Below are 26,328 nucleotides of genomic sequence, written 5' to 3' on the forward strand. Positions count from 1 at the left end.
AGGTATGTTATGGGAGGGTTAGAATTTCATAATGAAAGCCAACAGCCTCTAAAAATCGTAACAAGTCTTGGGTTTTAATAAAGATCGTCTTTTCATTGGTATTGGGATGGAAAGTCATGATCTCCTCTGACACAATGTCTTTATCGAAATAGACTCGAATATCTTTTTCTCCATTGTTCAATAAACCAAATGGAGAAACCGTACCTGCCGGTAATTGCATTTTTTCAGCTAAAGAATCTGCTGAAGCCATGCGGATCCGGTTGGCTTCCACTTGCTCTTTGAAATCCTCCATATCCAATGGTTTCTGGTCGTCCATGATGAGCAGATAGAATTGGGTTTTCTTCTTATTGGTCAAAAACATGGACTTGGTCCGAACAGCTTCTAAGCCTTCAATGTAAGAATCGGCCTGCTCAGTTGTGAATGCAGGTGGGTGTTCCACCACGTCAAATGAAATGCCTAACTCGTCTAATTTCTCTTTAACTTGTTGATAAGGATCCATCGTCGCTCTCCTTTATTTTTGAATGATCTCTTGTACTAAGGTTTGCAATTCTGGAACCACCTCTGCCTCAAACCAAGGATTTTTAGCCATCCAGATTTGATTGCGAGGGGAAGGGTGAACGAGTGGAAAATAGGTTGGCAAATAATCTTTAAAATGGTGAACCCGTTCGGTTACCTTGCCACTAACCTTTTCATGAAGGTAGTATGCTTGGGCATATTGTCCAATTAAGAGGGTTAACTCAATATCCGGACACTCCTTGAGAAGTTGAGGGTGCCACTTTTCCGCAAATCCTTTGCGAGGTGGAAGGTCACCAGATTTCCCATGCCCTGGGAAATAAAAGTCCATGGGGATGACCGCAAACAAACCAGAATTATAAAAGGTGTCTTCGTCAACTCCTAACCATTCGCGCAGGCGGTCACCACTCTTATCCTTCCAGTAAATACCAGCTTCTTCCGTCTTCATCCCTGGAGCTTGTCCGATAATATTGATACGAGCTGTCTTTGGGGCTGCAAAGAGTGGCTCTATCCCTTTCTCTGTATATTCTTTATTTTGAGGATCTGCCATAATGGCTTGTTTAATGCTTTCAATCGTTGACATAAGTCCTCCTTCTATGGAAAAACTCAGCCAGAAAAACTGGCCGAGTAGTGGATTATTTGATTAGTTCATAGATGGCTTCTGCGTAAATAGCTACTGCACGATAGAGATCTTCAACATCTGCGAACTCATTAGCTTGGTGCATAGTATTGACATAGTCTGGGAACATAGCACCAAAGGCAACGCCACGTTTCAAGAGACGACCAAAGGTACCACCACCGATCACTTGTTCATGTCCTTTGAGGCCAGTTTGTTTTTCGTAAACACGCAAGAGGGTGGATACCAATTCATCATCCATCGGAACATAGTGAGGTGTGTGACCATGGGCTGACAAGCTTACTGTAGCCACTCCTTCGATCTTTTCAAGGATAGCTTTGATAGTTTCAGGATCTGTACCTTGAGGGTAACGGATATTGAGGGCAATAGTGTTGTCTGCTTGGCTGTCATCAAAATGGAAGACACCTGCATTCATACTCAATGGTCCCATTTTGGCATCTGTATGGGCAATTCCTAATTTTTCACCTGCAAAATCTTCGTGAAGAAGTGAAGCTGTCACATGAAGGTAAGCCTTAGCAGCACCACCAAAATCAAATTGGTTCAACAAGAGAGCCAAGTAGGTTGCACCATTGATCCCATCTTCAGGAGTTGATCCATGAGCAGATTTCCCGACAATCGTAACGGTATAGGTTTTTTCGTCAACAGTTGAGATTTCATACTTGAGCTGGTGTTCCTTGGCAAAGGCATCTAAGAGGCCAGCAAGATCTGGTAGTTGTCCAGAAACGACTGCAGTCGCTGACTCTGGTACCATGTTTTCACGAAGGCCGCCTGTAAAGCTATGAAGATGGGCACTTCCTGTGTTGTCATTTCCAAAATGAAGGTACTCAGTGATGTTTCCTTTTTCCCCATTGATGATTGGGAATTCCGCATCTGGTGAGAAGCCAAAATCTGGCTCAGGAAGTCCGACGTGTTTGAAATAGTAATCCATGTCGCCCCAGCCTGATTCTTCATCCGTACCGACAACAAAGCGCACGCGCTTAGAAACAGGGAGTCCTAGGTCTTTAATGATCTTCAAACCATAGTAGCAGGCCATTGTAGGCCCTTTATCATCAGACGAACCACGCGCATAGAGCTTGCCATCGATAATTTCTGGTTTGTAGGGATCCGTCTTCCAACCACTACCTGCAGGCACGACGTCCATATGAGCAAAGATCCCAAGCTCTTCTTCTCCTTCACCAAAGGTAAAGTGACCGGCATAATTATCGACATTCTTGGTTTCATAGCCATCACGTTTGGCAATTTCCAAGAATTTTTCAAGAGCTTTTACAGGACCAGGTCCAAAAGGATGCTCTGCATCTGCCTTGCTGTCATCGCGTTCAGAATTGATTTCCAAGAGGCTGTATAAGTCAGCCATCATCTCATCGCGACGTTTTTCTACTTCTGCTTTAAAGTCAACTGTTGTCATGAATTCCTCCTCGATCTTCTATTTGCTAATTGGCTTAGCGTTTATCAATGATTTCGTCTACTGGTAAGCGATAGCTTGGCTCTACTTTTTCAGCCGCATAGCCAACCGTAATCAAGACTTCCGGACGGAAACGCTCTTCGATATCCAAGACTTCATTGATTTTCGATTTATCAAATCCCAAGATAATATTGGTTCCAATGCCTTGGTCTGTCAAAGCAAGTACCAAGTTCATGGCCACAAGACCAGCATTCAAAGCCAAGTAATCACTTGTTTGTTGGGCATCATAGCGCGCAAATTCAGCAGGAAGATTTTGCATAAAGTATTGCAACTGTTCGTCTGTGAAGTTTTTCACCCCACCGACACGCGCAATCTTGCGAGCCCGTTTTTGCAAATCAGTATCTGTAAAGAGGGCGATGGTCACAGGTGCTTCCATGACTTGATCGTAGTTTGCACCATAGGCTAATTTTGCCAATTCAGCATTTTTTTGACGAACGACCACAAATTTCCAAGGCTGGCTATTGTGGGCACTAGGGGCCAAGGTTGCGATCTCAATAGCAGTCCGTACATCCTTTGGATCGACCGGTTGGTCAGTGAAATGCTTGATCGCATGGCGTTTTTTATTGAGCTCTAGAAATTTCATAAGCTTCTTCCTTTTCTATTTCTGTTACCTCTATTTTAACACAAAATGAAAGAGCTTGCAGGGTTTTACAGCCTAAGATTGTGAAAAAAGAAGCAGACATTTTGAAGATCCGCTTCTTTGTTATAGGTTGAATACATAAGAGACCCATCTATGATTCATTAGAAAGATTGAAATAGGCAGCTACTTCTTTGGCATAACCGTATTTCTCAATTAAGCTAGTTAGAAGCTCGATGTTATGGCCCCGATAGTTATCCTCGCGTCTCAATTCTTCGTACATCTCAATAAAGGGGAGGCCCTTGTCCTTGGCATCTTGGAGCTCTGCTTCATAGTCATAGGCCACCTTACGAAATTGCAGGTTGGTCACCCCATCTGCTTCGACATCGATTAGCGCATACTGAGCTCTGTGGTTTTGAATTGGTTCCCAGTCAAAATAAGGCATGCCAATAGTCCCCGGATTGAGGATCTGCTGACCCTGGCTGCCATAGCGAAGCAACTGCTTGTGGACATGACCGTAGATCGCCAGATCCGTCTGGTCATCCAGCAATTGGTCAAAGTTCTCCGTCGCATTAGCTGGACGCAAATCCCCACCATAATTCTTTTCTGGCAAATTGTGGGTCAGTGAAAAGCGAATGCCATTGACCTCCTTCTTCTCTACCAATGGAAGGGATCGAAGCCAATCAATTCGCTTAGGATCCAGTCCTTCCATAAGGTACTGAGTGAGGCGAAGGAGTTGGATCTCCTGCGGATCCTCAAGTCCGTACTCGCCATCCAAGGCTTCTAAGAGACAATCGTCCCAATTTCCCCGAACAGCCGCTGTGATCGGAATCGCATCCAGCAACTCAAAAAGGTCATCTCTTCCAGGCCCAGGAAGCAAAATGTCCCCTAAAAGCCAGTATTCTGTCGCGCCTTGAGCACGCGCATCCCCAATCACTGCCTCCAGGGCTGTCGTATCTCCGTGGATATCAGATAAAATAGCGATTCGATGGTTCATTTTAAACTCCTTATGATTGGTATGATTCAGAATCCTCCGCAACTTCCATCAAGGGACTTGCTTCTTCTTGCTTTCCTTGATGGAGCTTGGCTTGCACTGCCTCCGCGACTGCTCGTGGGATGCCAACCGTGACAATCTCATCTACAGTAGCTTCTTTGATCTTGGTCAGCGACTTGAAGTGCTTCATCAGCAATTGCTTGCGTTTTGGTCCCAAGCCTTCGATCCCATCCAGCTGGGAGGAGAAGGAATTCTTAGACCGAAGCTGGCGGTGGAAGGTGATGGCGAAACGGTGGACCTCATCCTGGATCCGTTGGAGGAGGAAAAATTCCTGTGAGGTGCGCGAAAGTTCAATAATTTGGAGAGGATCGCCAAAGAGCAATTCATGGGTCTGGTGCTTGTCATTCTTTTGTAGGCCTGCAATGGGAATATCCAGCCCTAACTCTTCTTGGATCACCTGTTTAGCGATATTAACCTGGCCCTGACCACCATCGATAACGATCAGATCAGGTGGCGTCAGGCCATCCCGCATAACCCGGCTGTAGCGTCTGCGAATGACCTCCCGCATGCTGGCATAGTCATCTGGTCCGACGACGGTCTTGATCTTGTACTTGCGGTAGTCCTTTTTGCTTGGCTTCCCATTGACAAAGACCACCATGGCTGAAACTGGACTGGTCCCCATGATGTTGGAGTTGTCAAAGGACTCAATGCGCACAGGAGTTGGAATTTGCAGGAGTTTTCCAAGATTTTCAATGGCACCTTGGGTCTTTTCCATGGATTTTTCAAGAAGATTGAACTTCTGCTCCAGACTGACACGCGCATTCTTGATGGCCAGATTGACCAACTGCTTCTTCTCCCCACGCTGGGGCTTGAGGACCTTGGTATCCACTAGGGCCTTGACCGCTTCCTCATCGATATCTTGAGGGATCAGGATTTCATTGGGGATCAGGTGAGATTTCTCCTGGTAAAACTGCCCCACATAGGTCAAGAAATCCTCGTCCGGATCATTGTAGTAGGGAAAGAGGTTGACGTCACGCTCGATCAGCTTGCCCTGACGGACAAAGAAGACCTGCACACACATCCAGCCCTTGTCCACGTAGTAGCCAAAGACATCCCGGTTCTGCAAATCCTTAGCCATGACCCGCTGTTTGGTCCGCAGGGTCCCGATGGCCTGGATCAGATCGCGGTACTCGGCTGCCCGCTCAAATTCCATGTTTTGCGCAGCAGTATTCATCTTGAGCTTGAGCTCATCGATAATCTTATCATCCTGCCCCTTGAGGAAATCAGAAACCTCCTGGGCCATGCCCTTGAAATAGGACTCGTCCTTGTGGCATACTGTGTGGGCCATACATTGCCCTAAATGGTAGTAAAAGCAGACCTTGGAAGGCGGATTGGTACACTTGCGGAATGGGAAAATCCGATCCAAAAGCCTCTTGATCTCATTGGCCGCTCCCACATCTGGATAGGGACCAAAATAGAGACCACCATCCTTTTTGACCTGGCGCGTGATGATGAGGCGCGGATAACGCTCATTGGTAATCTTGATGAAGGGATAGGACTTGTCGTCCTTGAGCATGATATTGTACTTGGGCTTGTTCTCCTTGATCAGGTTGATCTCAAGAAGCAAGGCCTCAATATTGGACTCGGTGACGATAAATTCAAAATCCACAATCTCAGATACCAGCGCTTCCGTCTTAGTATCATGGCTCCCTCTGAAATAGGACCTCACCCGATTGCGAAGATTTTTGGCCTTACCCACATAGATGATGGTTCCGTTCTTGTCTTTGTGAATGTAACAGCCCGGGCTCGTCGGCAAGAGCTCGAGCTTGGATTTAATCAAGTTATTCATACTCTCTATTATAGCAAAAAAGAGAGGGGTTAGCCTCTCTCTAGTATGTTTGTATTATTGTTATCCACCTTCACCAAGTAAAAAATAATTATTAAATAGTATATCAGACCCTCATCCTCACTCCTTCATCTTCACTTGCCCTTTTTCATAGCAAAAAGAGGGATCTTAAAGGATCCCCCTTTACTAGCAATCGATAAACTTTATCCTTTGAGATTAGCCATCTGGAAGATCGGAATCACATAAGGAACAATAGACATCAGGATAGTAAATAACACGAAGAACCAGAACCAGAAGGACGCGAGGGCACGCTGGAAAACTCCCGGTTGAGGTTTATTGACTTGAATATAAGCCTTGATAGCTGGCCATTTAGTCGCAAGAACCACTATCATGACAATGGAACCAATGGCTAAAACACCGATTTGGAGCCAATTCGCTAGTCCCTCGTCCACATGATAGGCCACATAATGCAAGCCTTGGGAAATCACAAAATTATTGAAAATGTGATAGAAAATAGCCCACCAGATATTGTATTCAAAGGCAATGTAGCCGAATCCTAGGCCAATAATACTTGCGAAAAAGAGCTGGTCAAAGTTGGCATGGAAGAGACCAAACAAGATAGCCGTCATGACAATGGCGAAGATCTTGCCATACCGTTCCAGGCCACGCAAGCCTGCCCCACGGAAGAAGAATTCCTCTGTGATAGGACCAAAAAAGCCAGCATACAAGAGCATGGTCCATGATCGCTCAATCGTATCACCTAGATCGGGTGTTGGAGAATGAAGGCCAATGGTCTCAAACATGCGCTCAATCACTTGTGTCATCACAGATGAAAAGACTTGAGAAAAGCCAAGAAAGGCGAGAAGGATAAAGAAGACTGAAAGAGTCATCTTACGTCCCTTGTGCTTAAGATCATATTTATAGAGGGCCTTCTTACGATAGGCATTAAAGAGAAAGAGTCCAATGGAAATAGAGATAAGGTAGGGAATACCAGCCCAAACATTCAGGGCATTGAGTTTCTCCGTTACTTGACTCGGATCTTTTCTGAGAGAGCCTGCTATGGTCAATCCAAGGAGGACTTCCCACAGGACTGTTACTAAGGTCATTACCAAGAGATAAATAGCAAGTGTCCCGGAATACCTTCCTATATCTTTTTTAGGGTCTAATAATCGGTTGTATTGGTTCATTTCTTCCTCCTAGAAAATAGATAAAAACTCGCACACATTCCTTCGTATAAGACAAAGAAAATCAAAAAGGCATGCATAAAGTAGTCTTCTGGTAATGCAAGAATAATCGAATCCACGCGCGGATCAAAGAGCCAAGTATTGTCCCCAGCAAATAAGACCTGATGAAAGAGCGTAAAGAATTGATCAAAGCCAATCATAACAGCCACCACTGCAAGCACTACTGGTAAAACCATCATCCAAAAGAAGAGACTACGGTACAAGGCCAAGTAGCCTTTTTTGACAACTGTCCGCATAAACTGGATAAAACCAGGGAGTGTCACCACGAAAACGACTGTCACTAAGTGAAATAGGTACTTGACGGCCTCAAAATGGTGCAGTCCATTTTTTGAAGAGGGGAATTGAGGCATCTTCAACACCCATTGAAACGGATTGGTCAAATAGTTCATCAAAACATTAAAATTCTTCATGATGACAGATGCCGAAAAACCAGTCCGACTTTGAATCCCCAACCAATGAATCTCCATGGGATAGAGGGCCCAAGCGAGAGCAATGGTGAGAAGGATTGCAGCTGACAAGATAAAGAAAAATTGGTTGATTGATTTCAGACTTTTAAGCATCAAAATCCCACTCCGCTAAACTGGAAACAACATGTGTCGGTGCAATTGGTAAGGTCGGCACTTCTTCTGGTTTGGTAAAACCTGTCGTCACCAAAAGGGTTGGAATCCCATTGTCAATACCTGCACGTATATCTGTTAGATAATTGTCCCCGACCATAACGACTTCTTCTCTTTCAAGACCCAAATGTTCAATAGCCTTATCCATGATGATGGCCTTTGGTTTTCCAATGATGACAGGCTCGACCCGTGTCGCAGCCTCTACAAGCGCAATCAAGGATCCTGCTCCTGGCATCAAGCCACGCTCTGTTGGAATGTTCAGGTCCGGATTGGTCCCAATAAAGTGAGCTCCTTTTTGAATCGCCAAGGTCGCAATAGCAAACTTCTCATAATCCACTTGCCAATCGAGGCCAATCACCACATAATCAGGTGCTTCTTCATCGATGATATAGCCAGCTTCTTCAATAGCATCTTTGAGCCCCGCTTCTCCGATCACATAGACCTTTTTGCCCAAATTTTGGTCATTCATGTAGTCAATGGTCGCAAGGGTAGCTGTATAGATAGTCGAAACTGGGGTTTCAATATTGAAATGAGTGGCCAGCATATCCCGAACAGTCTCTGGTGTGCGGGTTGTGTTATTGGTCACAAAGAGATATGGAATCTCACGCGCCTGCAGTTCATGAACAAAAGCTTCTCCTGCAGGAATTCGTGATTTTCCTTTGTAAATAGTGCCATCCAAATCAATCAAATAGCCCTTATAGTGCATTTATTCTTCCCTTTCTGTGTCAGCTTCTTCATGAAACTTCTCTGCATCGACTCGTCCACCAGAACCATATAAGAGCAAGGCTCCAGCATAGAGGATAAATTGTAAAATCAAACCTGTAAAATTAATCCCTTGACTTCCTGATTGGGTGAACAAGAAGGATGCTACCATGAGGATCACAATGGTCAATAACAAGCCTATCACGGTTGCCTGATCCACACTGATTTGATAAACCGTGCGTTTAGTGCTCCGATTTTTCCCGTCAGACTTAGTTTCTGGTTGCAAATTCTCCACAAAATCCGTCACCAAGGTCGCAGCGAGGCTGACTGTCGTGCTAAAGAGCACGCCTTGGGACAAGCGGTGATAGAAATTGGACCAGAAGGATCCTGATTGGCTAGTAATCCCAATCGAGAAGATCATGACCGGTAAAAGAAAGGCCAAGGTGAAATGGATCCAGACCCGGTACCAGCGTATATCTTCTCTTAAAAAGCGACTAAAACTATCTAAATTCAAGCGATAGCGGAAAAATTTATAAATTTCCTCTACCAGGATGATGCCCAAAGCACAAAGAGTCAAGAGCCAATCTCCCAACATGTACAAAGGGTTCTTTTGACGCTTGGCATAGGCCACAACCCGTTTTTGATAGCTTTCAAGTTCCTGTTTTTTATTTTTTAATCTTCTACTTTCCATAAGTCCAACCCTTTTCTTCTACTTCTTCCCACTCAATTTCAGCTTGGGCATTGATCTGACCATCTGAAGTAATTTGGTGCTGGGTCTTCAAGCCCTCTTGTTCATATTGAGAGGTGATGAGACCTCCTGCTAGCACTTCTTTGACATATTTTAGATGAACTTTTTTAGGGACATGATGGGTCAAGAAGTCTGCTCCCATCACCTCAAAAACCCAGTCCAAGTACTTGCTATTGTTGACATGTCCGTTCATATCCAAGTCGTAAAACCGAACTCGGTATTCTTGTTCCACGCCACCTTCTAATTCTTTGAAACGGGGACCGCGGAGCATGGTTTTTGAAAATTCAGAGTCAAAGGCATCCGTGATTTCACTCATAACAGGATGAACCTTGCGTGTATCACGATCCATCAAGACAAAGGTCGCGACCATCTCAATGATAGTATTTCCTGCTTCATCCTTGATATTAAAGGCCCGGTAGCAGAAAAGTCGATTGTGACTCTTGGCATAGGTTTCAATAGTGATTTTCTCATCAAAAACAGGGAGACGCTCGATCTTCATATTGTAATCCGTGATAATCCAGACTAGATTGTAATTCTCTAGAATGTACATATCACTCATGCCCAGCTCAATCGATTGCATGCCTGATACCTGCAAAGACAGCAAGATCAATTGCGGAATTTTTATAAATCCATTGACATCGCTCATATCAAACGGAATTTTCATGCTGTATTCAAATGTTTTTGCCATTTTCTACTCCAAAATAAACTTCTCTGCTACAGTGTCTCCTAAAAAGAGACCTTTCTTGGTCATTCGTACAATGTCCTTGTCAGGTACCAAAAGGCCCTGCTGGATCAATTTCTCAACCACTGATCCATATTGTTGGTCAAAATTCACACCAAACTTTTCTTCAAAACGCTTCTTGGAAACGCCTGTTTTCTTACGTAGTCCTAGAAACATCTCTTCCTCCATCATTTCTGTCTGAGTCAGATGCTCTTCTTGGACACGCGCATTTCCCTCTTCGACAGCCTGCATATAGTGACGAATGGGGCCATGATTCTTGTAGCGAATCCCATCGACATAGCCGGATGCTCCAGCTCCCAAACCATAATACTCGGCATTGTCCCAATACATGAGATTGTGCCGACTTTCAAAACCAGGCTTGGAGAAATTAGAAATTTCGTAATGCTCAAAGCCCGCACGCTCCATCTCCTGAATAATGTATTCAAACATCTCCGCTTCCATCTCCTCTTTAGGTAGAGGAAGCTTGCCCCGTCTCATGCGATTCATAAAGACCGTGTGATTCTCCAGAATCAAGCTATAGAGGCTCATGTGGGGAATGTCGAGGGCAAGAGCCTTCGCGACATTCTCTTTGACCTGCTCCATGGTTTGCGTCGGAAGGGCATAAATGAGGTCGATCGAAATATTGTCAAAACCAGCCAGCTTCAGACGGTCGATATTGTCATAAATGTCCTGCTCTTGGTGGCTCCGACCAATCTTCTTGAGCAAGCGATTATCAAAGGTCTGCACGCCCAATGAAACCCGATTAACCGGCGAATCCTTCAAGACTGCAATCTTATCCGGATCCAAATCACCAGGATTGGCCTCGATCGTCAGCTCTTCCATTTGAGACAGATCAAGCGACTTGGTCAGCTCCTTGAGCAGATAGGCTAGCTGATCTGCAGATAAGGCTGTCGGTGTCCCACCCCCAATATAGAGAGTCCGTAAGTGTGAGATTTCTTCCCGACGAAATTCTTGGATCAAATGATCCAAATAGGCATCGACTGGTTGGTTCTTAATAAAGACCTTCGAAAAATCACAATAAAAACAAATCTGGGTACAAAATGGGATGTGGACATAAGCGGACGTTGGTTTTGTATGCATACTTTTAATTATACCATAAAATGGCCTAAAACTGATGGTAAAAATAGGGGTAAAGATGGCTCAAAATAAGAAAAAAACCGAAACAGGTTGACCCATTTCGGTTCTCATTCTTTCGTCTATTTTCCCAATTCTTGGGTGCGTTTGTAGGCTGCTTCCACTCCTGCAATGATGTCGCCCCGCAAGCCGACTTGTTCTAAGCGGTTGACTCCTGCGATGGTAGAGCCACCTGGGCTACAAACTGCATCTCGCAAGTTGGCTGGGTGCTCGCCTGTCTCTAAGACCATTTGACTGGCTCCTTGGAAGGTCTGGGCAGCCATCTGTAAGGCTTGCTCTCGTGTAAGTCCTAAGCCTACTCCTGCATCTGCCATGGCTTCAATCATCTGATAGACAAAGGCTGGTCCACAGCCTGCGACAGCCGTTGCAGGATCCATTAATTTTTCCTCGATCTCGTAGAGAGCCCCTGCTCCTGCTAAGAGCTGCTTGACCTGGGCTATCTGCTGGTCTGTCACTATTTGAGAGCGGGCCAGACTGATAACACCTTGACCAATGGCCACAGGCGTATTGGGCATGATGCGAATTAGCCCTAGCTGGCCGTTCTGGATCACGTCAGCCATCTTTTCTAATTCCAGGCCTGCAGCCATGGAAACCAGCAAGAGATTAGAGCGTTGGGCCAAGATGCCTTGATACTCTTCTAAAAGAGGGCAAATCTGATAGGGTTTGACCCCTAAAAAAATCACTTCAGCCTCTTGAAAGACTTGTTCAAGATTAGACGCCGTTCCCCCATACTGGCTGATAAACTCTTGTACCTTTTGAGGAGAACGATTGACCAAGAGCAGGTCTTGCGCGTCCACTTCCTTTGCGACTGCTTTGGCTAAACTAGCCCCCATGTTTCCAAGACCGATAAATGCAACTTTCATTTCTTACCTCACTTGACCATTTCCAATGACAATATACTTGTAACTGGTCATTTCCCGTAGTCCCATCGGTCCACGCGCATGGAGTTTTTGGGTCGAGATCCCCATTTCACAACCTAGGCCAAACTGACCCCCATCTGTAAAGCGTGTAGAAGCATTGACATAAACGGTTGCTGAATCTACTTGCTTGGTGAAATAAGCCGCTGTCTCAGAATTTTCTGTCACAATGGCATCCGAATGATGGGTGCTATGCGCTTCAATGTGGTTCGTCGCTTCCTCAACTCCATCAACGACCTTGACTGCTAAAATATAATCTAAAAATTCGGTATCAAAATCCAGTTCCTGTGCTGCTGTTCCAGAAATGATAGCCTGTGCTTGCTCATCTAGGCGCAACTCAACGGATCTTTCTCGTGCTTCCACTAAACGCTCTTTGACCAAAGGCAAGAAATCAGACGCGATCGCTTGATCCACCAACAAGACCTCCATGGCATTGCAGACGGATGGGCGACTGGTCTTAGCATTTTCAATAATGGCGAGGGCTTTCTGGAAATCAGCCTCCTTGTCCACATAGACATGGACGATCCCAGTTCCTGTCTCGATCACGGGGACAATGGCATTTTCAACCACCGCTTGGATCAAGCCAGCACCACCACGCGGAATGAGCAAATCCAGATAGCCCTTAGCCTTCATCAACGCAAGGCTAGAAGCTCGACTCGTATCTTGGATCAGTTGGAGAAGATCTGGATTCAGTCCGGCTTCTTCCAATCCAGCCTTGAGGGCTGTCACGATCGCTTGAGCAGAATGAAAGGCATCCTTTCCAGTACGAAGGACCACTGCATTTCCACTCTTGATGGCAAGTGCTGCAGCGTCCGACGTCACATTTGGTCGACTTTCATAAATGATGCCAATAACACCCATGGCGACTCGAACTTTCTGGATTTCAAGACCATTTTCCAAGACTTCAGTATCCAGCACTTCCCCAATCGGATCTGGCAGGTCTATTAAAGCACGAATTCCTTGTGCCATCCCTACAATCCGCTCTTGATCAAGAAAGAGGCGATCCAGCATGACTTCAGAAATCTTCCCGCGTGCCGCTTCCATATCGATTTGATTGGCTACTAAAATGGCTTCCGTCGCTTTCAAAAGCTGGCTAGCCATAGCCTCCAAGGCTTGATTTTTAAGAGCGGTACTGGCTGTATTGATGCTTTTCTTAGCTGATCTCGCTAAGGCTAATTGTTCTTGTGTTGTTCCCATACGTTTTCCTCTAGAATTCTGTAAAGAGTAGGTCAATCTCGGGAGTTACCGAGATCCAATCATCCCGGTGGATGAGGATTCCCTTAGCTTTTTTAGACTGGAGCATATCACGCACAGCTGATTGGCCGAGACGGACCTTGCCTTTTCCTAGTAATTGACCAGTCTCTTGATGATAGACGCTGACGATATCGTGATAAGAAAAATCTCCTTCTGCCTTGGTCACACCAGAAATCAATAGACTCTTTCCATGATCCAACAGGGCTTGCGCTGCTCCAGCATCCACCCAAACAGCACCTTTGCTTTCTGCATAAAAGGCTAGCCATTGCTTCTGGGTTTTTAAGCCCTTGTCCTCTGCAAGGAAGTAACTGCCATCTGCTTGCTCTTCCGCTGCTTCGATCAAGGCATCAGACTTGAGAGACGAGCAAATATAGACAGGAACCCCTGACTCGGTCGCAAGGGTCGCTGCCTTGAGTTTGGTCAGCATACCGCCAGTCCCATTGCTACTGCCAGCACCACCCGCCATCTCGATCATCTCGCGAGAAATGTGTTCGATTCGATCCAAGCGCTTAGCTGTTGGATCCTGAGAAGGATTGGCTGTATAGAGACCATCGACATCTGTCAACAGCACCAAAAGATCAGCTTGAACCATGGCTGCAACCTGCGCACTCAAGGTATCATTGTCTCCTACTTTTAACTCAGCAATCGAGACCGTATCGTTTTCATTGATAATCGGGATGGCCCCACGATTAAGCAAGACAGAAAGGGCCTGGTGGGCATTCTTATAGCGACGCTGATCCGCAAAGTCATCCTGGGTCAACAAAATCTGCGCAGAAACAATGTTGCGTAAGAGCAGGTTAGCTGTATATTCTTCCATCAGTAAGCCTTGCCCAACTGCCGCAGAAGCTTGCTTGTCTGCCACCTTGGTCGGCCGTTTTTTAAAACCAAGGGCACCAAACCCAGCAGCAACTGCCCCTGATGAGACCAAGATCAACTCATGACCTGATTCATGTAAGAGAGCCAACTGCTGCGTAATGACCTTGACCTTCTGTCTGGAGAGTGTCCCATCGGGATTGGTCAAAGACGAGGTCCCTACTTTAAAGACGATTCGTTTTGCTTTCATCGCTATGATTCTTTCTAATACTATTTATTTCGTATGTAATGAAAGTGACTGAATCTCCATTCAGCCATCTTCACTATCCTTTTCGAAGGTCTTCCAGCGTTTTCTCAAAGATCGCTGGCACTTCTGCTGTAAATTCCAAGGTCTCGCCTGTGCTAGGGTGGGTAAAACCGAGTGTTCGCGCATGAAGAAACTGTCCTTGTCCTTTAAGTGTCTTCTTAGGACCATAAGCAGGATCTCCAGCTACTGGATGGCCAATATAGGCCATGTGCACCCGAATTTGGTGGGTCCGACCAGTCTCCAGTTGCAACTCTACCAAGGTGTAATTTCCAAAGCGTTCCAAGACCTGAAAACGGGTCACTGCAGGTTTTCCTTTAGCCGTCACCGCTTGTTTTTTCCGGTCCTTTTCACTGCGACCAATTGGTGCTTCAATCATCCCTCGATCGTTCGGAAGATTGCCATGGACAATGGCCCAATACTTCCGGAGAGATTTTTTGTCTTTTAGTTCCTCTGCTAAGGCGACGTGAGCTTGGTCATTTTTTGCGACCATCAAGAGGCCTGACGTGTCTTTATCAATCCGATGAACGATCCCTGGACGCAATTCCCCATTGATCCCTGAAAGGTCTTTGACATGGTATAAGAGCGCATTGACCAATGTCCCACTGGTATGACCCGCACTTGGGTGAACAACCATGCCTTGAGGTTTATTGACCACCACAACATCTTGGTCCTCATAGACGATGTCTAAGGGCAAATCTTCTGCTTCATAGCTGACCTCTTCCACTTCTGGGACTTCATACTGGATGATATCCCCTTCTTTGACCGTGTACTTGGCTTTTTTCACAGTCCCATTGACCAGAACTTTCCCTTCTTTGATCTGCTCATTGGCCACAGCTCGTGACAAGGGAGTCAAATCCGCCAAAGCCTTATCCAGTCGCGCACCGGCTACTTCGATTTTAATTTCCATGCGTTTCCTCTTTCAACATCAGGATCAGGAGCAAGAAAACTCCAACTGTCAAATAACTATCTGCTACATTAAAAATGGCAAAATTCATAAAATCCAAGTGGAACATATCGACTACAAATCCTTGACGCAGGCGGTCAATAAAATTCCCCAACCCACCTGCAATGATCAAGGTCAAGCCAATTACCATCCATAGCGATCCTTTGAGGTGCTTATAGAGATAGTAAAAGGCACCCGCCATCACTACGAGGGTGATGAGGGTAAAGAACCATTGCTGATTTTCAAGAAGCGAAAAAGCTGCACCTGTATTTTGAAGATAGGTCAGACTAACCACATGGGGGACAAAGGACTTGACCACACCCAGTGGAATGTTCTTGACGACATACCATTTGACCAACTGATCCAGTAGGACCAATAGCACGATTGCTACTGGAACCATTGTTTTTCTCTTCATGACTTACCTCTTTTGATCAAAATACTCTACCATGACTTCGACAAACTTCTCTGCTACAGGCGAGAGGTCCACCTCTTCACGTTTGACATAGACCATCTTATTGTCCAAGTTGTCCTCAAGTGGAATGACAGTGATCCCATTAACCGACTGGCTGTCCAAAAAGCCAGACCCTGTCGCATAAGCATCTGTCCGCTCCAAGATCCCATTCAAGGTAGCCCGGTCGGTTACATTGAACATTTGGGAGCTCGAACTGGTATCGACAAAGTTCTCTGAATAATAGAGGTACTCATCTTTTTCTTGGGTAAAGCGAACAGTTGGCAACTGAGCTAGATCTTCCATGACCAGTTTTTTCTTCTTAGCCAAAGGATGTCCTTTGCGAAGGTAAATATGAGTCTGAAATGGAATCAAATCCACCACTTCAAGCCCCAATTTATCGACCCGTTGCATAATTCCCTTGGTATTTTGACGGTTGAGATAAATAATTCCCAACTCACTATGCCCTTGAGCCACTTCGTCCAAAATTTGGACCGTTGTTGATTCAAAGATGCGGAAGTTTTTATTTTCCGGATAGCGGATCGAGAATTCCGTCATCAAAGGTGGCAAGAAGTCATAGTGTTGACTAGAAATAGAGAATTCTTTCTTCTCTTCTTCAGGACTGGCGTATTGATTTTGAAAAATATCAAACTCTTTGACAACGTCCTGCGCTTTTTCATAAAATTCCATTCCCCGACGGGTCAAAAAAGTCCCAGAACTGGTCCGACGAAAAATCTTAAACCCTAGTTCTTTTTCCAGATCTCTGACGGAAATGGACAAGCTAGGCTGACTCACATACATTTTTTCAGCAGCCTCACGAAAAGTACCACTATTGGCAATCGCCACTACATATCGTAATTGTTGTATATTCATTCTATTTTCCTTATTACAGTATCGATCTATTATACCATAAATTAGGGGCTGAAAGAAGAGATCCGTTTAAGAGACCTTCATCAAGTGAAAATAAAAAAGAGAGTGGGACAGAAATCGGTAATTCATTAGAATTCGATTTCGTCGTCCCACCTCCGCACAGTTGAGTAGTGTTGTAAAAGCTGATGAAATCAGCGCAATAGAGCCCACTCAACAACTGCGTCTTGCTCGACAATCCAAAAATAATTGAGAGGCTAGAACTTTTGTCCCAGCCTCTTTTACTTATTCAATCACTTGACTTTCTGCTACTTTCTTGTACCAATGAGCCGATTTCTTCGGATAGCGCTCTTGGGTTTCAAAGTCTACATAGAAGAGACCATAGCGTTTTTCGTAACCATTAGACCAAGAGAAGACGTCCATGAGAGACCAGATGAAGTAACCTTTGACGTTTGCACCATCGGCAATCGCATCAGACAAGACTTCCAAGTGTTGTTTCACATAATCAATCCGTCCATCGTCATAAACCGTATTGTCCACAAACTCATCTTTGTAGCCCAGTCCGTTTTCAGTGATGTAGATCTTCTTGTAGTTTGGATAATCTTTCTTGACACGCATGATTTGATCATACAAACCTTGAGGGTAGATGATCCAGTCCCAGTCTGTACGAGGGACATAGTCAGGAGCTACACGACGTCCAACACCTTTGATTTGGTACTTAGAGCTTCCTTTTTCCCCTTTACCGTTGTGGATGATTTCAGTTTCACCATCAAATGCTTCCATCCAATCACTCATGTAGTAGTTAATTCCAAGGAAGTCGTTCAAATCTTTTGCTGCTTCAAGCGCTGCAAAGTCTTCGTCACGAAGATCCAAGCTACCACCATTGACAGATAAGATGTGATTGACCCCTTCCATGGTTGCATCTGAATAGTGTCCAAGGTAAGTAGCATCCAAGATAAATTTGTTGTGGATGATATCTTCCAATTCAGCCGCCCGAACGTCTGCTGGATTTTCTGGATCCAAAGGATACTTCGTAGGAAGGGCATGGACCACTCCAATTTCACCTGCATAACCTTTGTCTTTGTACAATTTCACAGCACGTGCATGAGAAACCATCATATTGTGGTGAGATTGGAAGACTTTAGCAAGGTCATATTGAATACCTGGTGGGAATTTACCGACTAAATACTGACCATCTCCGATTGGGCCGATTTCATTGAAGGTTGTCCAGTAGTTGACTTCTGGGAATTCTTCAAAACAGAAGGCCGCATAATCTACAAAGTGTTCGATATTTTCACGATTCAAGAAGTCTCCGTTTGAGTGAAGAGCTTCAGGTGTATCAAAGTGGTGAAGAGTTACAAATGGTTCTACATGACGTTTATGACATTCTGCAAATAACTTATGATAGAATTCTACCCCTTTTGGATTGACTTCACCATAACCAGTTGGGAAAATACGCGACCAGGCAATGGAAATCCGAATACCATTGACACCGTATTCTTCAGCTAATTGAAGGTCTACTGGATATTTGTGGTAGAAATCACTAGCAGGTTCTGCTGTATACCAATAGTTGTCAGCCAGGTATTTGTCCCATGCAACAGGGCCTTTCCCATCTGTATGAGTAGCCCCCTCTGCTTGATAGGCGGCTGTAGCGCCACCAAAAATAAAATCTTTAGGAAGTGTTTTTGTCATTTTTTCACCTTTTTCTTGATTGGATCAAAGGAAAAGTGAGTGGAGAGGAGTTAGTGAGCCATCCATCTCCATCTCACTTATTCGTTCTTATTCTTCAAACTGCGCTTGAACAAATGCAAGGGCACCTTGTCCATCGCGGGTCAATTTAATGTATTGAGCACCTTCTGTCTTAGCCAGTTTGATACCTAGTTTATCTGTTTCTGCCTTCATGTCTTCATAGTTAGAAGCTACTTGAGGGGCTAGTATAACCAGGTCAAATTCTGGCAACATTTCACGGTGAGCACCATAGCCACCTGCTGCCGCTTTGACAGGAACATTGTATTCTGCTGCTGCCTTATTTAAGGCATTGGCAAGGAGTCCACTGGTACCACCACCGGCACAGAGAACCAAGACGTTTGTTTCTTTTGTGATATTATTTTGAACTGGTTCGTCTTCAACACCAGCTTTTTCAAGAATCGCATCAGCTTTAGCTGTATTGAAGTTTGCAGCTACTTTTTCTTTCAAGCTGTCGTTAGCTTTACCAGAACGTTCTTCTTCAAGAATTTGTTCATCGTAAACTTTTACGAATGGGTAGTAAATGATCACGTCTACTACAACAAGAAGTGCAGCAAGGATGAAGGAAAGAACTTGGAAGTTTGTACCAAGGACAATTCCGAGAGGACCAGGTGTTACCCATGGAAGGTTGGCTGAGAAGGAGTTCATTCCTAAGGTATCAACAAAGAATTTGAAGATCCAGACGTTTGCGATTGGCGCAAAGATAAATGGAATGAAGAAGGTTGGATTCAATACGATTGGAGCCCCGAAGAGAATTGGTTCATTGACCCCAAAGAAGGTAGGAACGACGGAAGCACGTCCAATCGCACGGTTTCGTTCAGACTTACACAACCACATGAAGAGGAATGGAACAATCAAGGTTGCACCAGTACCACCCATGGTAACGATAAACATTTGAGTCCCAGAAGTGATGACTTTATCTGCGTGTTGGCCTGCTTGAAGCAAGTGTAAGTTGTTATCAATATTTGCATAAGTGATCGCCGCAATCGCTGGTTCTACGATAGAAGGACCGTGGATACCAACAAACCAGAAGAAGGCATAAGCACCAAAGATAAGGGTAATTCCAAGATAACCATCTGCCGCAGAAAACAATGGAGCTAGAAGTGTTCCGATTGATTCCGCAACGGTTACACCGATAGCACCTTTAACAATCAATTCAAATGCATACAAGAGAACAATTGAAACTGTGAATGGAATCAAGTCTTTGAAAACTTGTGAAATATTCGGTGGAACCTCGTCTGGCATGCGAATCGTCACATTATTTTTCACACAGACCTTATAAACATTAACTGTAACAAAGGCTGCAATGAAGGCTGTCAACAGACCTTTTGTACCCATGAAGGCTGTAAGAATGCCACCATCTTTACCAGGTTCTGCTGCCATGAGTAGGAAACCAACCATAGAAGCGAGCATGGTAGAAAGGTAGTTAATTTGATTGGTTGCTGGCAGATCCCGGTTCATAGAATCGGTCAATGCTTTAGCCGTTGTACCACCAACAAAGAAGGCTAAGATCCCCATTGAGTAGTTATATGGAGTCATCAAGAATGTTTCAATATCTTTAGACCAGTGGAATCCCCAAGCGTTTGGTACATACGCAATTAGGATGAAGATAGATGAGAATAAGATTACAGGCATCCCTGCAATGAAACCATCCCGAATCGCTCGCAAATATTTATTACGAGAAATCTTTTCAAAGAAAGGTTTCCCTTTTTCAATCAGTTCAATCAGTTTATTCATTATTTTGCTCCTCTTTTATATAGTTCTATCAGATGGTGAATCACGTCTTTTAATAAGATCGTTGTCATGAGATGGTCTTGACCATGCATCATAGTGATGCTATAAGGGATTTCTTCTCCTGCAGCTTCTTGAGCTAGCATGGTCGTTTGAGATTTGTGAGCCTCAGCGATACAGGCCCCTGCTTCTTCTACCAAGGATTCTGCTTTCGTAAAATCACCGTTTTCAGCAGCTTTTAATGCTTCTATCAATTTTGATCGAGCGTCACCGGCATAAGCGACAATTTCAAACCCAAGTAATTGGACTTCTTCTTTATTCATGTTGGTTCCTCCTTATGATAACCTTTTTAAAAATTTTATAATAGACGTTGAATATGCAAGGCCAAATAGACTTTTTCATTAGGAGATATCTTAGCTCCAGTCTGTTCAGCGATGGTTTGGTAGATCTGATGACTAATCTCATAAGCCTTTGGATAACTTAGCTGGATCAGTTGTTCCATCTCGCTCAATCCTTCAGGATCCTCTCTTCCCTTATCTAGGGAGTCAAGGAAATAATTAAGATGGATCATAAAGCGATCATAGAAATGACTGTTCTCTTCTTTTCGTTTCAATCCATTTTGAGCTAGTTTTTCTTCTACAGCTTTCAAAATCGCTTGGCGATCTTGGACATCAGGATCCTGCTCATGAATGACTTCCCCTTGTGCATTGATGAAGTGATAGGCGATACGATTCACTTCGTCATCAGGAAATTGATCCAAGAGCCGCTCTCGAAAGATTTCAATCGCTTCCTTTGCGATTTTATAGGGGATCGGATGCATAGCAGACGCATCAGGTAGATCACTGTGTTTGTATCTTCCCTGTTGAACCGCCTGGTAAGAACAAAAGATGTGATCTGTTAGTGTCACATAGATATATTCTTGAACAGGATAGGCATATTTCTTAGACAAGGTATCAATCACTTCATAAGTGGTTGTGATGAAATCAAGAGGAACATCCTTTAGAAGGGCCATAAAGTTTTCTCTTGATTCATCCGTGTTTAAACGAAATACTTTTTCGACCTTATCATCAGCTACCAGATCATTTTTCTTTTTCCCAAAAGCAATCCCACTCCCAACAACAATTAACTCTTGTTGAAGCTCATTTTGAACCAAAGCAACATTATTGTTCATTGGATGGATAATACGATACATGAGGCTCTCCTTTGTAAAATTTGTTAAAAGCAAATAAAAATGACCACGAAGCAACTGAAAAAACTAGCCTATGCTAATCATTCAATCTACTTGTGGTCACGCCTAATCTAACTTAGTAACGCTCACTGCTATTTAACTTATGAACTTATTCTATCATATGTTTTTTATTTTGTAAACCCTTACAGCGAATATTTTTAAACATTTTTTATAAAAAATAAACAAAGCCTAAAAATAATGAAGAACATTGGAAGGAATTTCTTCCTTCCAATGTTCTAAATGTTGCTTTAGGAGGCAATAACGATTTGTTTCTTACACGCGTTCTGTCCAAGGTGTTGCCACTTTAGCCAAGACCGCATTCAATTCTTCAATATTTTGACGACCTTCTGTACGAAGCCATTCACGAGCAGCTGCTTCTCCATCTTTGATGTAAGCTTCTACTGAACCTGCCCATGTCGCACGTCCACAAAGAACACCATTGAAGTTAGCACCTGATGCATGAGCAAACTCCAAAGTTTCTTGGAAAAGTTTTGCTGATACACCAGCACTGAGGTAGATGTATGGAAGGTTGGTTGCTTCTTCTTGTTCTTTAAAGAAGGCAGCTGCTTCTTCACGACTATAGACAACTTCACCTTCTCCAAATCCTTCCACGAAGTTGACATTGACAGGAACTTCTACTTTCAATACATCGATATTGAAACGAGGATCTGAGAAGACTTTCATCGCCTCAATCACCTTACGAGGTTTCACTTTCGCGTATTCAGCTGACGCAGCATCTGCAATTCCTTCGTCATAAGCCAAGATTTCAAGGAAGAATGGAATGTCTTCTGCCACACATTCTGAACCAATACGTTCGATGTAAGCTTGTTTTTCTTGGTTAAGTTCTTCTGCACTATCTACATCATAGTAGAGCAAGAATTTCACAGCATCTGCACCTTGTTCTTTGATGCGTTTTGCTGACCAAAGGTTCAAGCAGTCAGGCAAGCGTTTGGTGCTGGATGTATCGTAGCCTGTCTTTTCGTATGCAAGCAAGAGACCAGCATCTTTGTCCAAGGCTTTCGTAGCAGGCAAACCATATTCTGGGTCCAACAACATTGATGAAGCATATTTTGTCAATTCATCTGCTACGAGAACTTTCAATTCTTCCATTTGTGCTACAGTTGGCTCAGTGTCTTGGTATTTGGCCATCAAGCGTTTCAAAGCCCCACGTTGGTCGAAGGCCAAAGCTGAAATAACACCGTCTTTTGTACTAAGACGTTCCAAATAGTTGCGTTTTTGTTCTGTTAATACCATTTTATACCTCTTTTACGATTAATTGTTGATACAAGGCATCATAGTGCCCCATGTTGACATGTCCTGTTTGTGCTTCTTGCGCATTTAACATTCCAAGAACATTTGCTTTCTTGAGCAAGTCTGCGTCACTCTCATGATGATAGAGACCAGATGCAATCCCTGCAACAGTCGAATCACCTGATCCGACTGGATTGACGACATCAATCTTAGGAATATCTACCTTATAGAAGACATCTCCGTGCTTCGCAAAAGCGCCATTTGCTCCAAGGGAGACAATCACCCATTCGATGCCATCAAAGAGAGCATCCTGAAGAACTTCTTTTAAGTCTGCCACATCCTTACTCACTTCTTTTCCTAACAATTGAGATAACTCTTCATTGTTAGGCTTAATGACCGTTGGCTTGACATCTGCTTGAATGGCAGCTTCTAAAGAAGCCCCCGAGCAATCGAGCACGACTGGTTTTCCAGCTTCCCTTGCAATCTTGACAAGGCTAGCATAATAGTCCACTGGTAAACCAGCTGGGAGACTACCCGAGATGGCAACCACTTCCACTTGATCGATCAAGTGACGGTAATGGTCGAGGAAACCTTGCCCCTCTTTATCAGAAATGGTTGGACCTTTTTCTAAGATTTCTGTTTGCTTGCCTTCGTGAAGGATGGCGATACAATTTCGTGTATCTCCTTCAATCTCAAAGAAATGTTCCTCTATTCCTTCTCCTAAATGATCGAGAATGAATTGACCTGTTCGACCACCAAGTAGACCGGTCGCTGCCACTGGATCCTTGATCTCAGAAAGTACACGGGTGACATTGAGACCTTTCCCACCGGCTGTCTTACTCACCTCAGCCACACGATTGACTGTATCCAACTGGAGTACATCCAAAGGATAAGAGATATCAATCGAAGGGTTCATCGTGATCGTTAATATCATACGTCACCTCTTAGTCGTGGTATTCACCACGGTCCCATTTTTCAAGGAATTCTGTGAAGAAATCAGCATCCGCTTGATGGGCATTATGGGTTTCCACATGTTGGATCTTAGCGATCAATTTTTTATTTTCTTCAGTTGGTTTGTATTCTGCGTTGATAAATGCTTCAATAATATCGCACATGAGCAATTCACCAGTGATCTTACCACCAAAACCGATCACATTCGCGTTCAGTTCTTCTTTAGCATAAAGAGCAGTTGTCATATCGCGTACCAAAGCAGAACGGATACCAGGTACTTTGTTAACAGCATTGTTGATCCCAACACCAGTACCACAGATACAAACACCAAGATCAGCTTGGCCACTTGCTACAGCTTCACCGACTTTTTTACCAAAGATTGGATAGTGGGTACGTGTATGGTCATAAGTCCCAAAGTCGAGCACTTCATATCCTTTTGATTTCAAAAAATCAGAAACAGCCATTTTCTCATTTGTCACAATGTGATCACAACCAATTGCAATTCTCATTTGAATTCTCCTCTCATTAGCACATCTTATTCAACATATCGACACGGATTTGGTGACGGCCGCCGTCGTATTTACCATTGACGAAGCCTTTGGCAATGTTTTTCGCCAATTCATCTCCAACAATTTCAGCTCCCATGGTAATCATTCGAGAATTGTTGTGTCCACGTGTCATATAAGCAGAACGTTCATCTGAAACTTCTGCTGCCACCATTCCTTTGATTTTAGTCGCAACCATAAATGGACCAGCTCCATAAGCATCAATCACGATTCCAAGATTTTGATCGTTTTTGTTCACTTCGCTCGCAACTGCAAGTGTCACATCTACAAAATCTTGACCTTCAGCGGTTACATCTACAACATCGAAGTTTTCTTTTACAAGAAACTCTTTCACGAGATCTTTTAATCTTAATCCTGCAGCATCTGCACCAATTACAATAGACATGTCCTGTCCTCCTTTTGTTTGTTTCAGCAAATATTCCTGTTGTTAATTTTTCACAAAGAAACATTTTCTTACTTTTGATATTATATTACACCTATTTCGAACGAAAGTCAACATTAAATTGTTTATTTTCGAACATTTTTTAAAAATAAAAACACCATATCTAGAAAAGATATGGTGTCAGTTTTCAAACTACATGGAACGATTATTTTGCATTTGCAGCATATTCTTCGTTACGTTTGATCATTTGTTTTCTGTACCAAGCGAAGATTCCGATATAGAATGCCAAGAAGACAACTACACCAAGGATAGCTTTGATATCACCAGTTGTAGCGTTACCGATTGTCCAACCGAGCAATTTTTCAACTGGTCCTTCAAGAGTTGAGTGAGTGATCAATTGAGTAGAAGCTACCCCTTTAGGGAAGGCATCAACACTCTTAGCCAATTGAGTTGCAAATGGTGCAATCAATGTACCTGAAAGAAGGAAGAGTGGCAAGAGAAGGCTTCCGAAGATGATCATACGGATCAATTTACCGCGTGTTACAACCAACAAGGCTGGAGTTACACCCATAGCGATGATCCCTGCAAGTGGCAAGATACCATTTCCGACTTTAGAAAGAAGCACTGCTTCGATCAACATGATTGGTGCAAGTACGTTGGCACAAGCCCAGATTTCAGCACGACCAGCGATAAATGGCCAGTCCAAACCGATGTTGAATTTACGTCCTTGAAGACGTTTAGTAGCAACGTTTGTAATACCTTGTGACAATGGTTCTACTGCTGCGATGAACCAAGAACCGATCAATGAGAACAATTCCAAGCAGACACCGGCAGTCAAACCAAGGCTCAACCAACCTTTAATAACCAATTCCCATTTGTCAGCATCTTGCACACCAGCAACTGGATGTGGAGTACCCATGATACCGATGACGATACCAAGAAGGAAACCGATAAAGAATTTAGATCCCCAGAAACCGATCTTCTTGTTCAATTTAGCAGCGTCGAAGTCGTATTTATCAAGACCAGGGAAGAATTTGTCAAAGATTTTATCCAAGACCATGATGATTGGGTTCATCATGTAGTTCATGTGAGTTGAAGTCATAGGTGATGAACTTGGAGCATTCAAAAGATCATCAAATGTTGGTTTCATCAAGTCTGAGTTGATGATTTTCATAATCCCTACAAGGACAACTGCAAGAGTTGCCAAGAAGAGTGATAAACCTTGGCTCACACCGTTGTTGTCAGCATACCATTTGATCAAAAGACCAGTGATAGACAAGTGCCAGATATCGAAGATATCGACGTCAAGTGTATCTGTTTTCTTGATAGCAAGCATGATAACGTTGACGATCAACATAATCAACAAGAAGTAAAGTGTCCAGGCAGACCCCCAAGTGATGGTCGCAAGAGGCGCCCAACCAACGTCTGTGATATTCAATTGAATACCAGTATTCTCAACGAATTTTGCAAGAGACGCTGAGAAAGCTCCATTCAACATACCGATGATAGCACCGATACCAGTAAGGGCTATGGCAAGTTTAATACCACCTTCAAGGGCTTTAGAGAATTTCACTCCAAATAAGAGAGCCAATAAAGTTAAGACGATCAACATGATGATCGGAGCACCCATGTCTAGGATGGGTTTGAAAAATTTATTGGCAAAATCAATAATGCCATTCATAATAAATCCTCCCGATTTATGAATTTT

The 26,328-nt window shown here is 43.8% G+C and carries 27 protein-coding genes; all 27 read right to left on the minus strand.

What is annotated here, in order from left to right; genetic code table 11:
• Positions 1 to 7: 7 nt before the first annotated feature.
• Positions 8 to 499, minus strand: coding sequence for a prolyl-tRNA synthetase associated domain-containing protein (locus TZ97_RS04530; protein WP_045759543.1), 492 nt, complete (start codon positions 497 to 499; stop codon positions 8 to 10).
• Between the two features lie 12 nt (positions 500 to 511).
• Positions 512 to 1,096 (minus strand): uracil-DNA glycosylase family protein, encoded by a 585-nt coding sequence (locus tag TZ97_RS04535; protein ID WP_045759544.1) that lies wholly within the window; start codon positions 1,094 to 1,096, stop codon positions 512 to 514.
• A 52-nt stretch (positions 1,097 to 1,148) separates the two neighbouring features.
• The gene (gene pepV / locus TZ97_RS04540) at positions 1,149 to 2,555 is read right to left on the minus strand and encodes a dipeptidase PepV (protein WP_045759545.1); all 1,407 of its coding nucleotides are present in this window, start codon (positions 2,553 to 2,555) and stop codon (positions 1,149 to 1,151) included.
• A 34-nt stretch (positions 2,556 to 2,589) separates the two neighbouring features.
• On the minus strand, positions 2,590 to 3,195 hold the full coding sequence (locus tag TZ97_RS04545) for a nitroreductase family protein (protein WP_003001591.1): 606 nt from the start codon (positions 3,193 to 3,195) through the stop codon (positions 2,590 to 2,592).
• A 148-nt stretch (positions 3,196 to 3,343) separates the two neighbouring features.
• A complete protein-coding gene (locus TZ97_RS04550; protein WP_045759546.1) occupies positions 3,344 to 4,186 on the minus strand; it encodes a metallophosphoesterase family protein in 843 nt (280 codons plus the stop codon).
• A 10-nt stretch (positions 4,187 to 4,196) separates the two neighbouring features.
• A complete protein-coding gene (gene uvrC, locus TZ97_RS04555) occupies positions 4,197 to 6,032 on the minus strand; it encodes an excinuclease ABC subunit UvrC (protein ID WP_031573664.1) in 1,836 nt (611 codons plus the stop codon).
• A gap of 200 nt (positions 6,033 to 6,232) precedes the next feature.
• Positions 6,233 to 7,216, minus strand: coding sequence for a CPBP family intramembrane glutamic endopeptidase (locus TZ97_RS04560; protein WP_031573660.1), 984 nt, complete (start codon positions 7,214 to 7,216; stop codon positions 6,233 to 6,235).
• Positions 7,213 to 7,833: a TIGR01906 family membrane protein gene (locus TZ97_RS04565; protein ID WP_045759547.1), complete on the minus strand. Its 621-nt coding sequence runs from the start codon at positions 7,831 to 7,833 to the stop codon at positions 7,213 to 7,215. Before TZ97_RS04565 ends, TZ97_RS04560 begins: the two co-directional genes overlap by 4 nt.
• Positions 7,826 to 8,596 carry a TIGR01457 family HAD-type hydrolase gene (locus TZ97_RS04570; protein ID WP_045759548.1) on the minus strand — a complete coding sequence of 257 codons (771 nt, stop codon included), beginning with the start codon at positions 8,594 to 8,596 and terminating at the stop codon, positions 7,826 to 7,828. Before TZ97_RS04570 ends, TZ97_RS04565 begins: the two co-directional genes overlap by 8 nt.
• Positions 8,597 to 9,283, minus strand: coding sequence for a hypothetical protein (locus TZ97_RS04575; RefSeq protein WP_045759549.1), 687 nt, complete (start codon positions 9,281 to 9,283; stop codon positions 8,597 to 8,599).
• On the minus strand, positions 9,273 to 10,028 hold the full coding sequence (locus tag TZ97_RS04580) for an acyl-ACP thioesterase domain-containing protein (protein ID WP_003007697.1): 756 nt from the start codon (positions 10,026 to 10,028) through the stop codon (positions 9,273 to 9,275). The genes TZ97_RS04575 and TZ97_RS04580 overlap by 11 nt, the downstream gene beginning before the upstream one ends.
• A gap of 3 nt (positions 10,029 to 10,031) precedes the next feature.
• Entirely contained in the window at positions 10,032 to 11,162 is a 1,131-nt protein-coding gene (hemW, locus tag TZ97_RS04585) for a radical SAM family heme chaperone HemW (protein ID WP_045759550.1), read from the minus strand.
• A gap of 116 nt (positions 11,163 to 11,278) precedes the next feature.
• A complete protein-coding gene (proC, locus tag TZ97_RS04590) occupies positions 11,279 to 12,079 on the minus strand; it encodes a pyrroline-5-carboxylate reductase (RefSeq protein WP_031573645.1) in 801 nt (266 codons plus the stop codon).
• A 3-nt stretch (positions 12,080 to 12,082) separates the two neighbouring features.
• Positions 12,083 to 13,330: a glutamate-5-semialdehyde dehydrogenase gene (locus TZ97_RS04595; protein ID WP_031573643.1), complete on the minus strand. Its 1,248-nt coding sequence runs from the start codon at positions 13,328 to 13,330 to the stop codon at positions 12,083 to 12,085.
• Between the two features lie 10 nt (positions 13,331 to 13,340).
• Complete coding sequence (gene proB / locus TZ97_RS04600; protein WP_031573640.1) at positions 13,341 to 14,450, minus strand: glutamate 5-kinase; 1,110 nt, start codon at positions 14,448 to 14,450, stop codon at positions 13,341 to 13,343.
• Between the two features lie 73 nt (positions 14,451 to 14,523).
• Positions 14,524 to 15,414, minus strand: a complete 891-nt coding sequence (locus tag TZ97_RS04605; protein ID WP_031573637.1) for an RluA family pseudouridine synthase — start codon at positions 15,412 to 15,414, stop codon at positions 14,524 to 14,526.
• On the minus strand, positions 15,404 to 15,865 hold the full coding sequence (lspA, locus tag TZ97_RS04610; protein WP_021153386.1) for a signal peptidase II: 462 nt from the start codon (positions 15,863 to 15,865) through the stop codon (positions 15,404 to 15,406). The genes TZ97_RS04605 and lspA overlap by 11 nt, the downstream gene beginning before the upstream one ends.
• Positions 15,866 to 15,868: 3 nt before the next feature.
• The gene (locus tag TZ97_RS04615; RefSeq protein WP_045759551.1) at positions 15,869 to 16,771 is read right to left on the minus strand and encodes a LysR family transcriptional regulator; all 903 of its coding nucleotides are present in this window, start codon (positions 16,769 to 16,771) and stop codon (positions 15,869 to 15,871) included.
• Between the two features lie 279 nt (positions 16,772 to 17,050).
• The gene (lacG, locus tag TZ97_RS04620) at positions 17,051 to 18,457 is read right to left on the minus strand and encodes a 6-phospho-beta-galactosidase (protein WP_045759552.1); all 1,407 of its coding nucleotides are present in this window, start codon (positions 18,455 to 18,457) and stop codon (positions 17,051 to 17,053) included.
• An 87-nt stretch (positions 18,458 to 18,544) separates the two neighbouring features.
• Positions 18,545 to 20,248: a lactose-specific PTS transporter subunit EIIC gene (locus TZ97_RS04625; protein WP_045759553.1), complete on the minus strand. Its 1,704-nt coding sequence runs from the start codon at positions 20,246 to 20,248 to the stop codon at positions 18,545 to 18,547.
• A complete protein-coding gene (locus TZ97_RS04630) occupies positions 20,248 to 20,565 on the minus strand; it encodes a PTS lactose/cellobiose transporter subunit IIA (RefSeq protein WP_045759554.1) in 318 nt (105 codons plus the stop codon). Before TZ97_RS04630 ends, TZ97_RS04625 begins: the two co-directional genes overlap by 1 nt.
• 35 nt (positions 20,566 to 20,600) lie before the next feature.
• A complete protein-coding gene (locus TZ97_RS04635; protein WP_045759555.1) occupies positions 20,601 to 21,434 on the minus strand; it encodes a PRD domain-containing protein in 834 nt (277 codons plus the stop codon).
• Between the two features lie 309 nt (positions 21,435 to 21,743).
• Positions 21,744 to 22,724, minus strand: a complete 981-nt coding sequence (lacD, locus tag TZ97_RS04640) for a tagatose-bisphosphate aldolase (RefSeq protein WP_045759556.1) — start codon at positions 22,722 to 22,724, stop codon at positions 21,744 to 21,746.
• Between the two features lies 1 nt (position 22,725).
• Complete coding sequence (locus TZ97_RS04645; protein ID WP_045759557.1) at positions 22,726 to 23,655, minus strand: tagatose-6-phosphate kinase; 930 nt, start codon at positions 23,653 to 23,655, stop codon at positions 22,726 to 22,728.
• A 10-nt stretch (positions 23,656 to 23,665) separates the two neighbouring features.
• Positions 23,666 to 24,181: a galactose-6-phosphate isomerase subunit LacB gene (lacB, locus tag TZ97_RS04650; protein WP_045759558.1), complete on the minus strand. Its 516-nt coding sequence runs from the start codon at positions 24,179 to 24,181 to the stop codon at positions 23,666 to 23,668.
• A gap of 16 nt (positions 24,182 to 24,197) precedes the next feature.
• Complete coding sequence (lacA, locus tag TZ97_RS04655) at positions 24,198 to 24,623, minus strand: galactose-6-phosphate isomerase subunit LacA (RefSeq protein WP_003007724.1); 426 nt, start codon at positions 24,621 to 24,623, stop codon at positions 24,198 to 24,200.
• Positions 24,624 to 24,825: 202 nt separating this feature from the next.
• Positions 24,826 to 26,301, minus strand: coding sequence for a PTS transporter subunit IIC (locus TZ97_RS04660; protein WP_045759559.1), 1,476 nt, complete (start codon positions 26,299 to 26,301; stop codon positions 24,826 to 24,828).
• Between the last annotated feature and the right edge of the window lie 27 nt (positions 26,302 to 26,328).

Origin of the sequence: Streptococcus parasanguinis (assembly GCF_000963275.1) — a bacterium.
GTDB classification, from domain to species: Bacteria; Bacillota; Bacilli; order Lactobacillales; family Streptococcaceae; genus Streptococcus; species Streptococcus parasanguinis_B.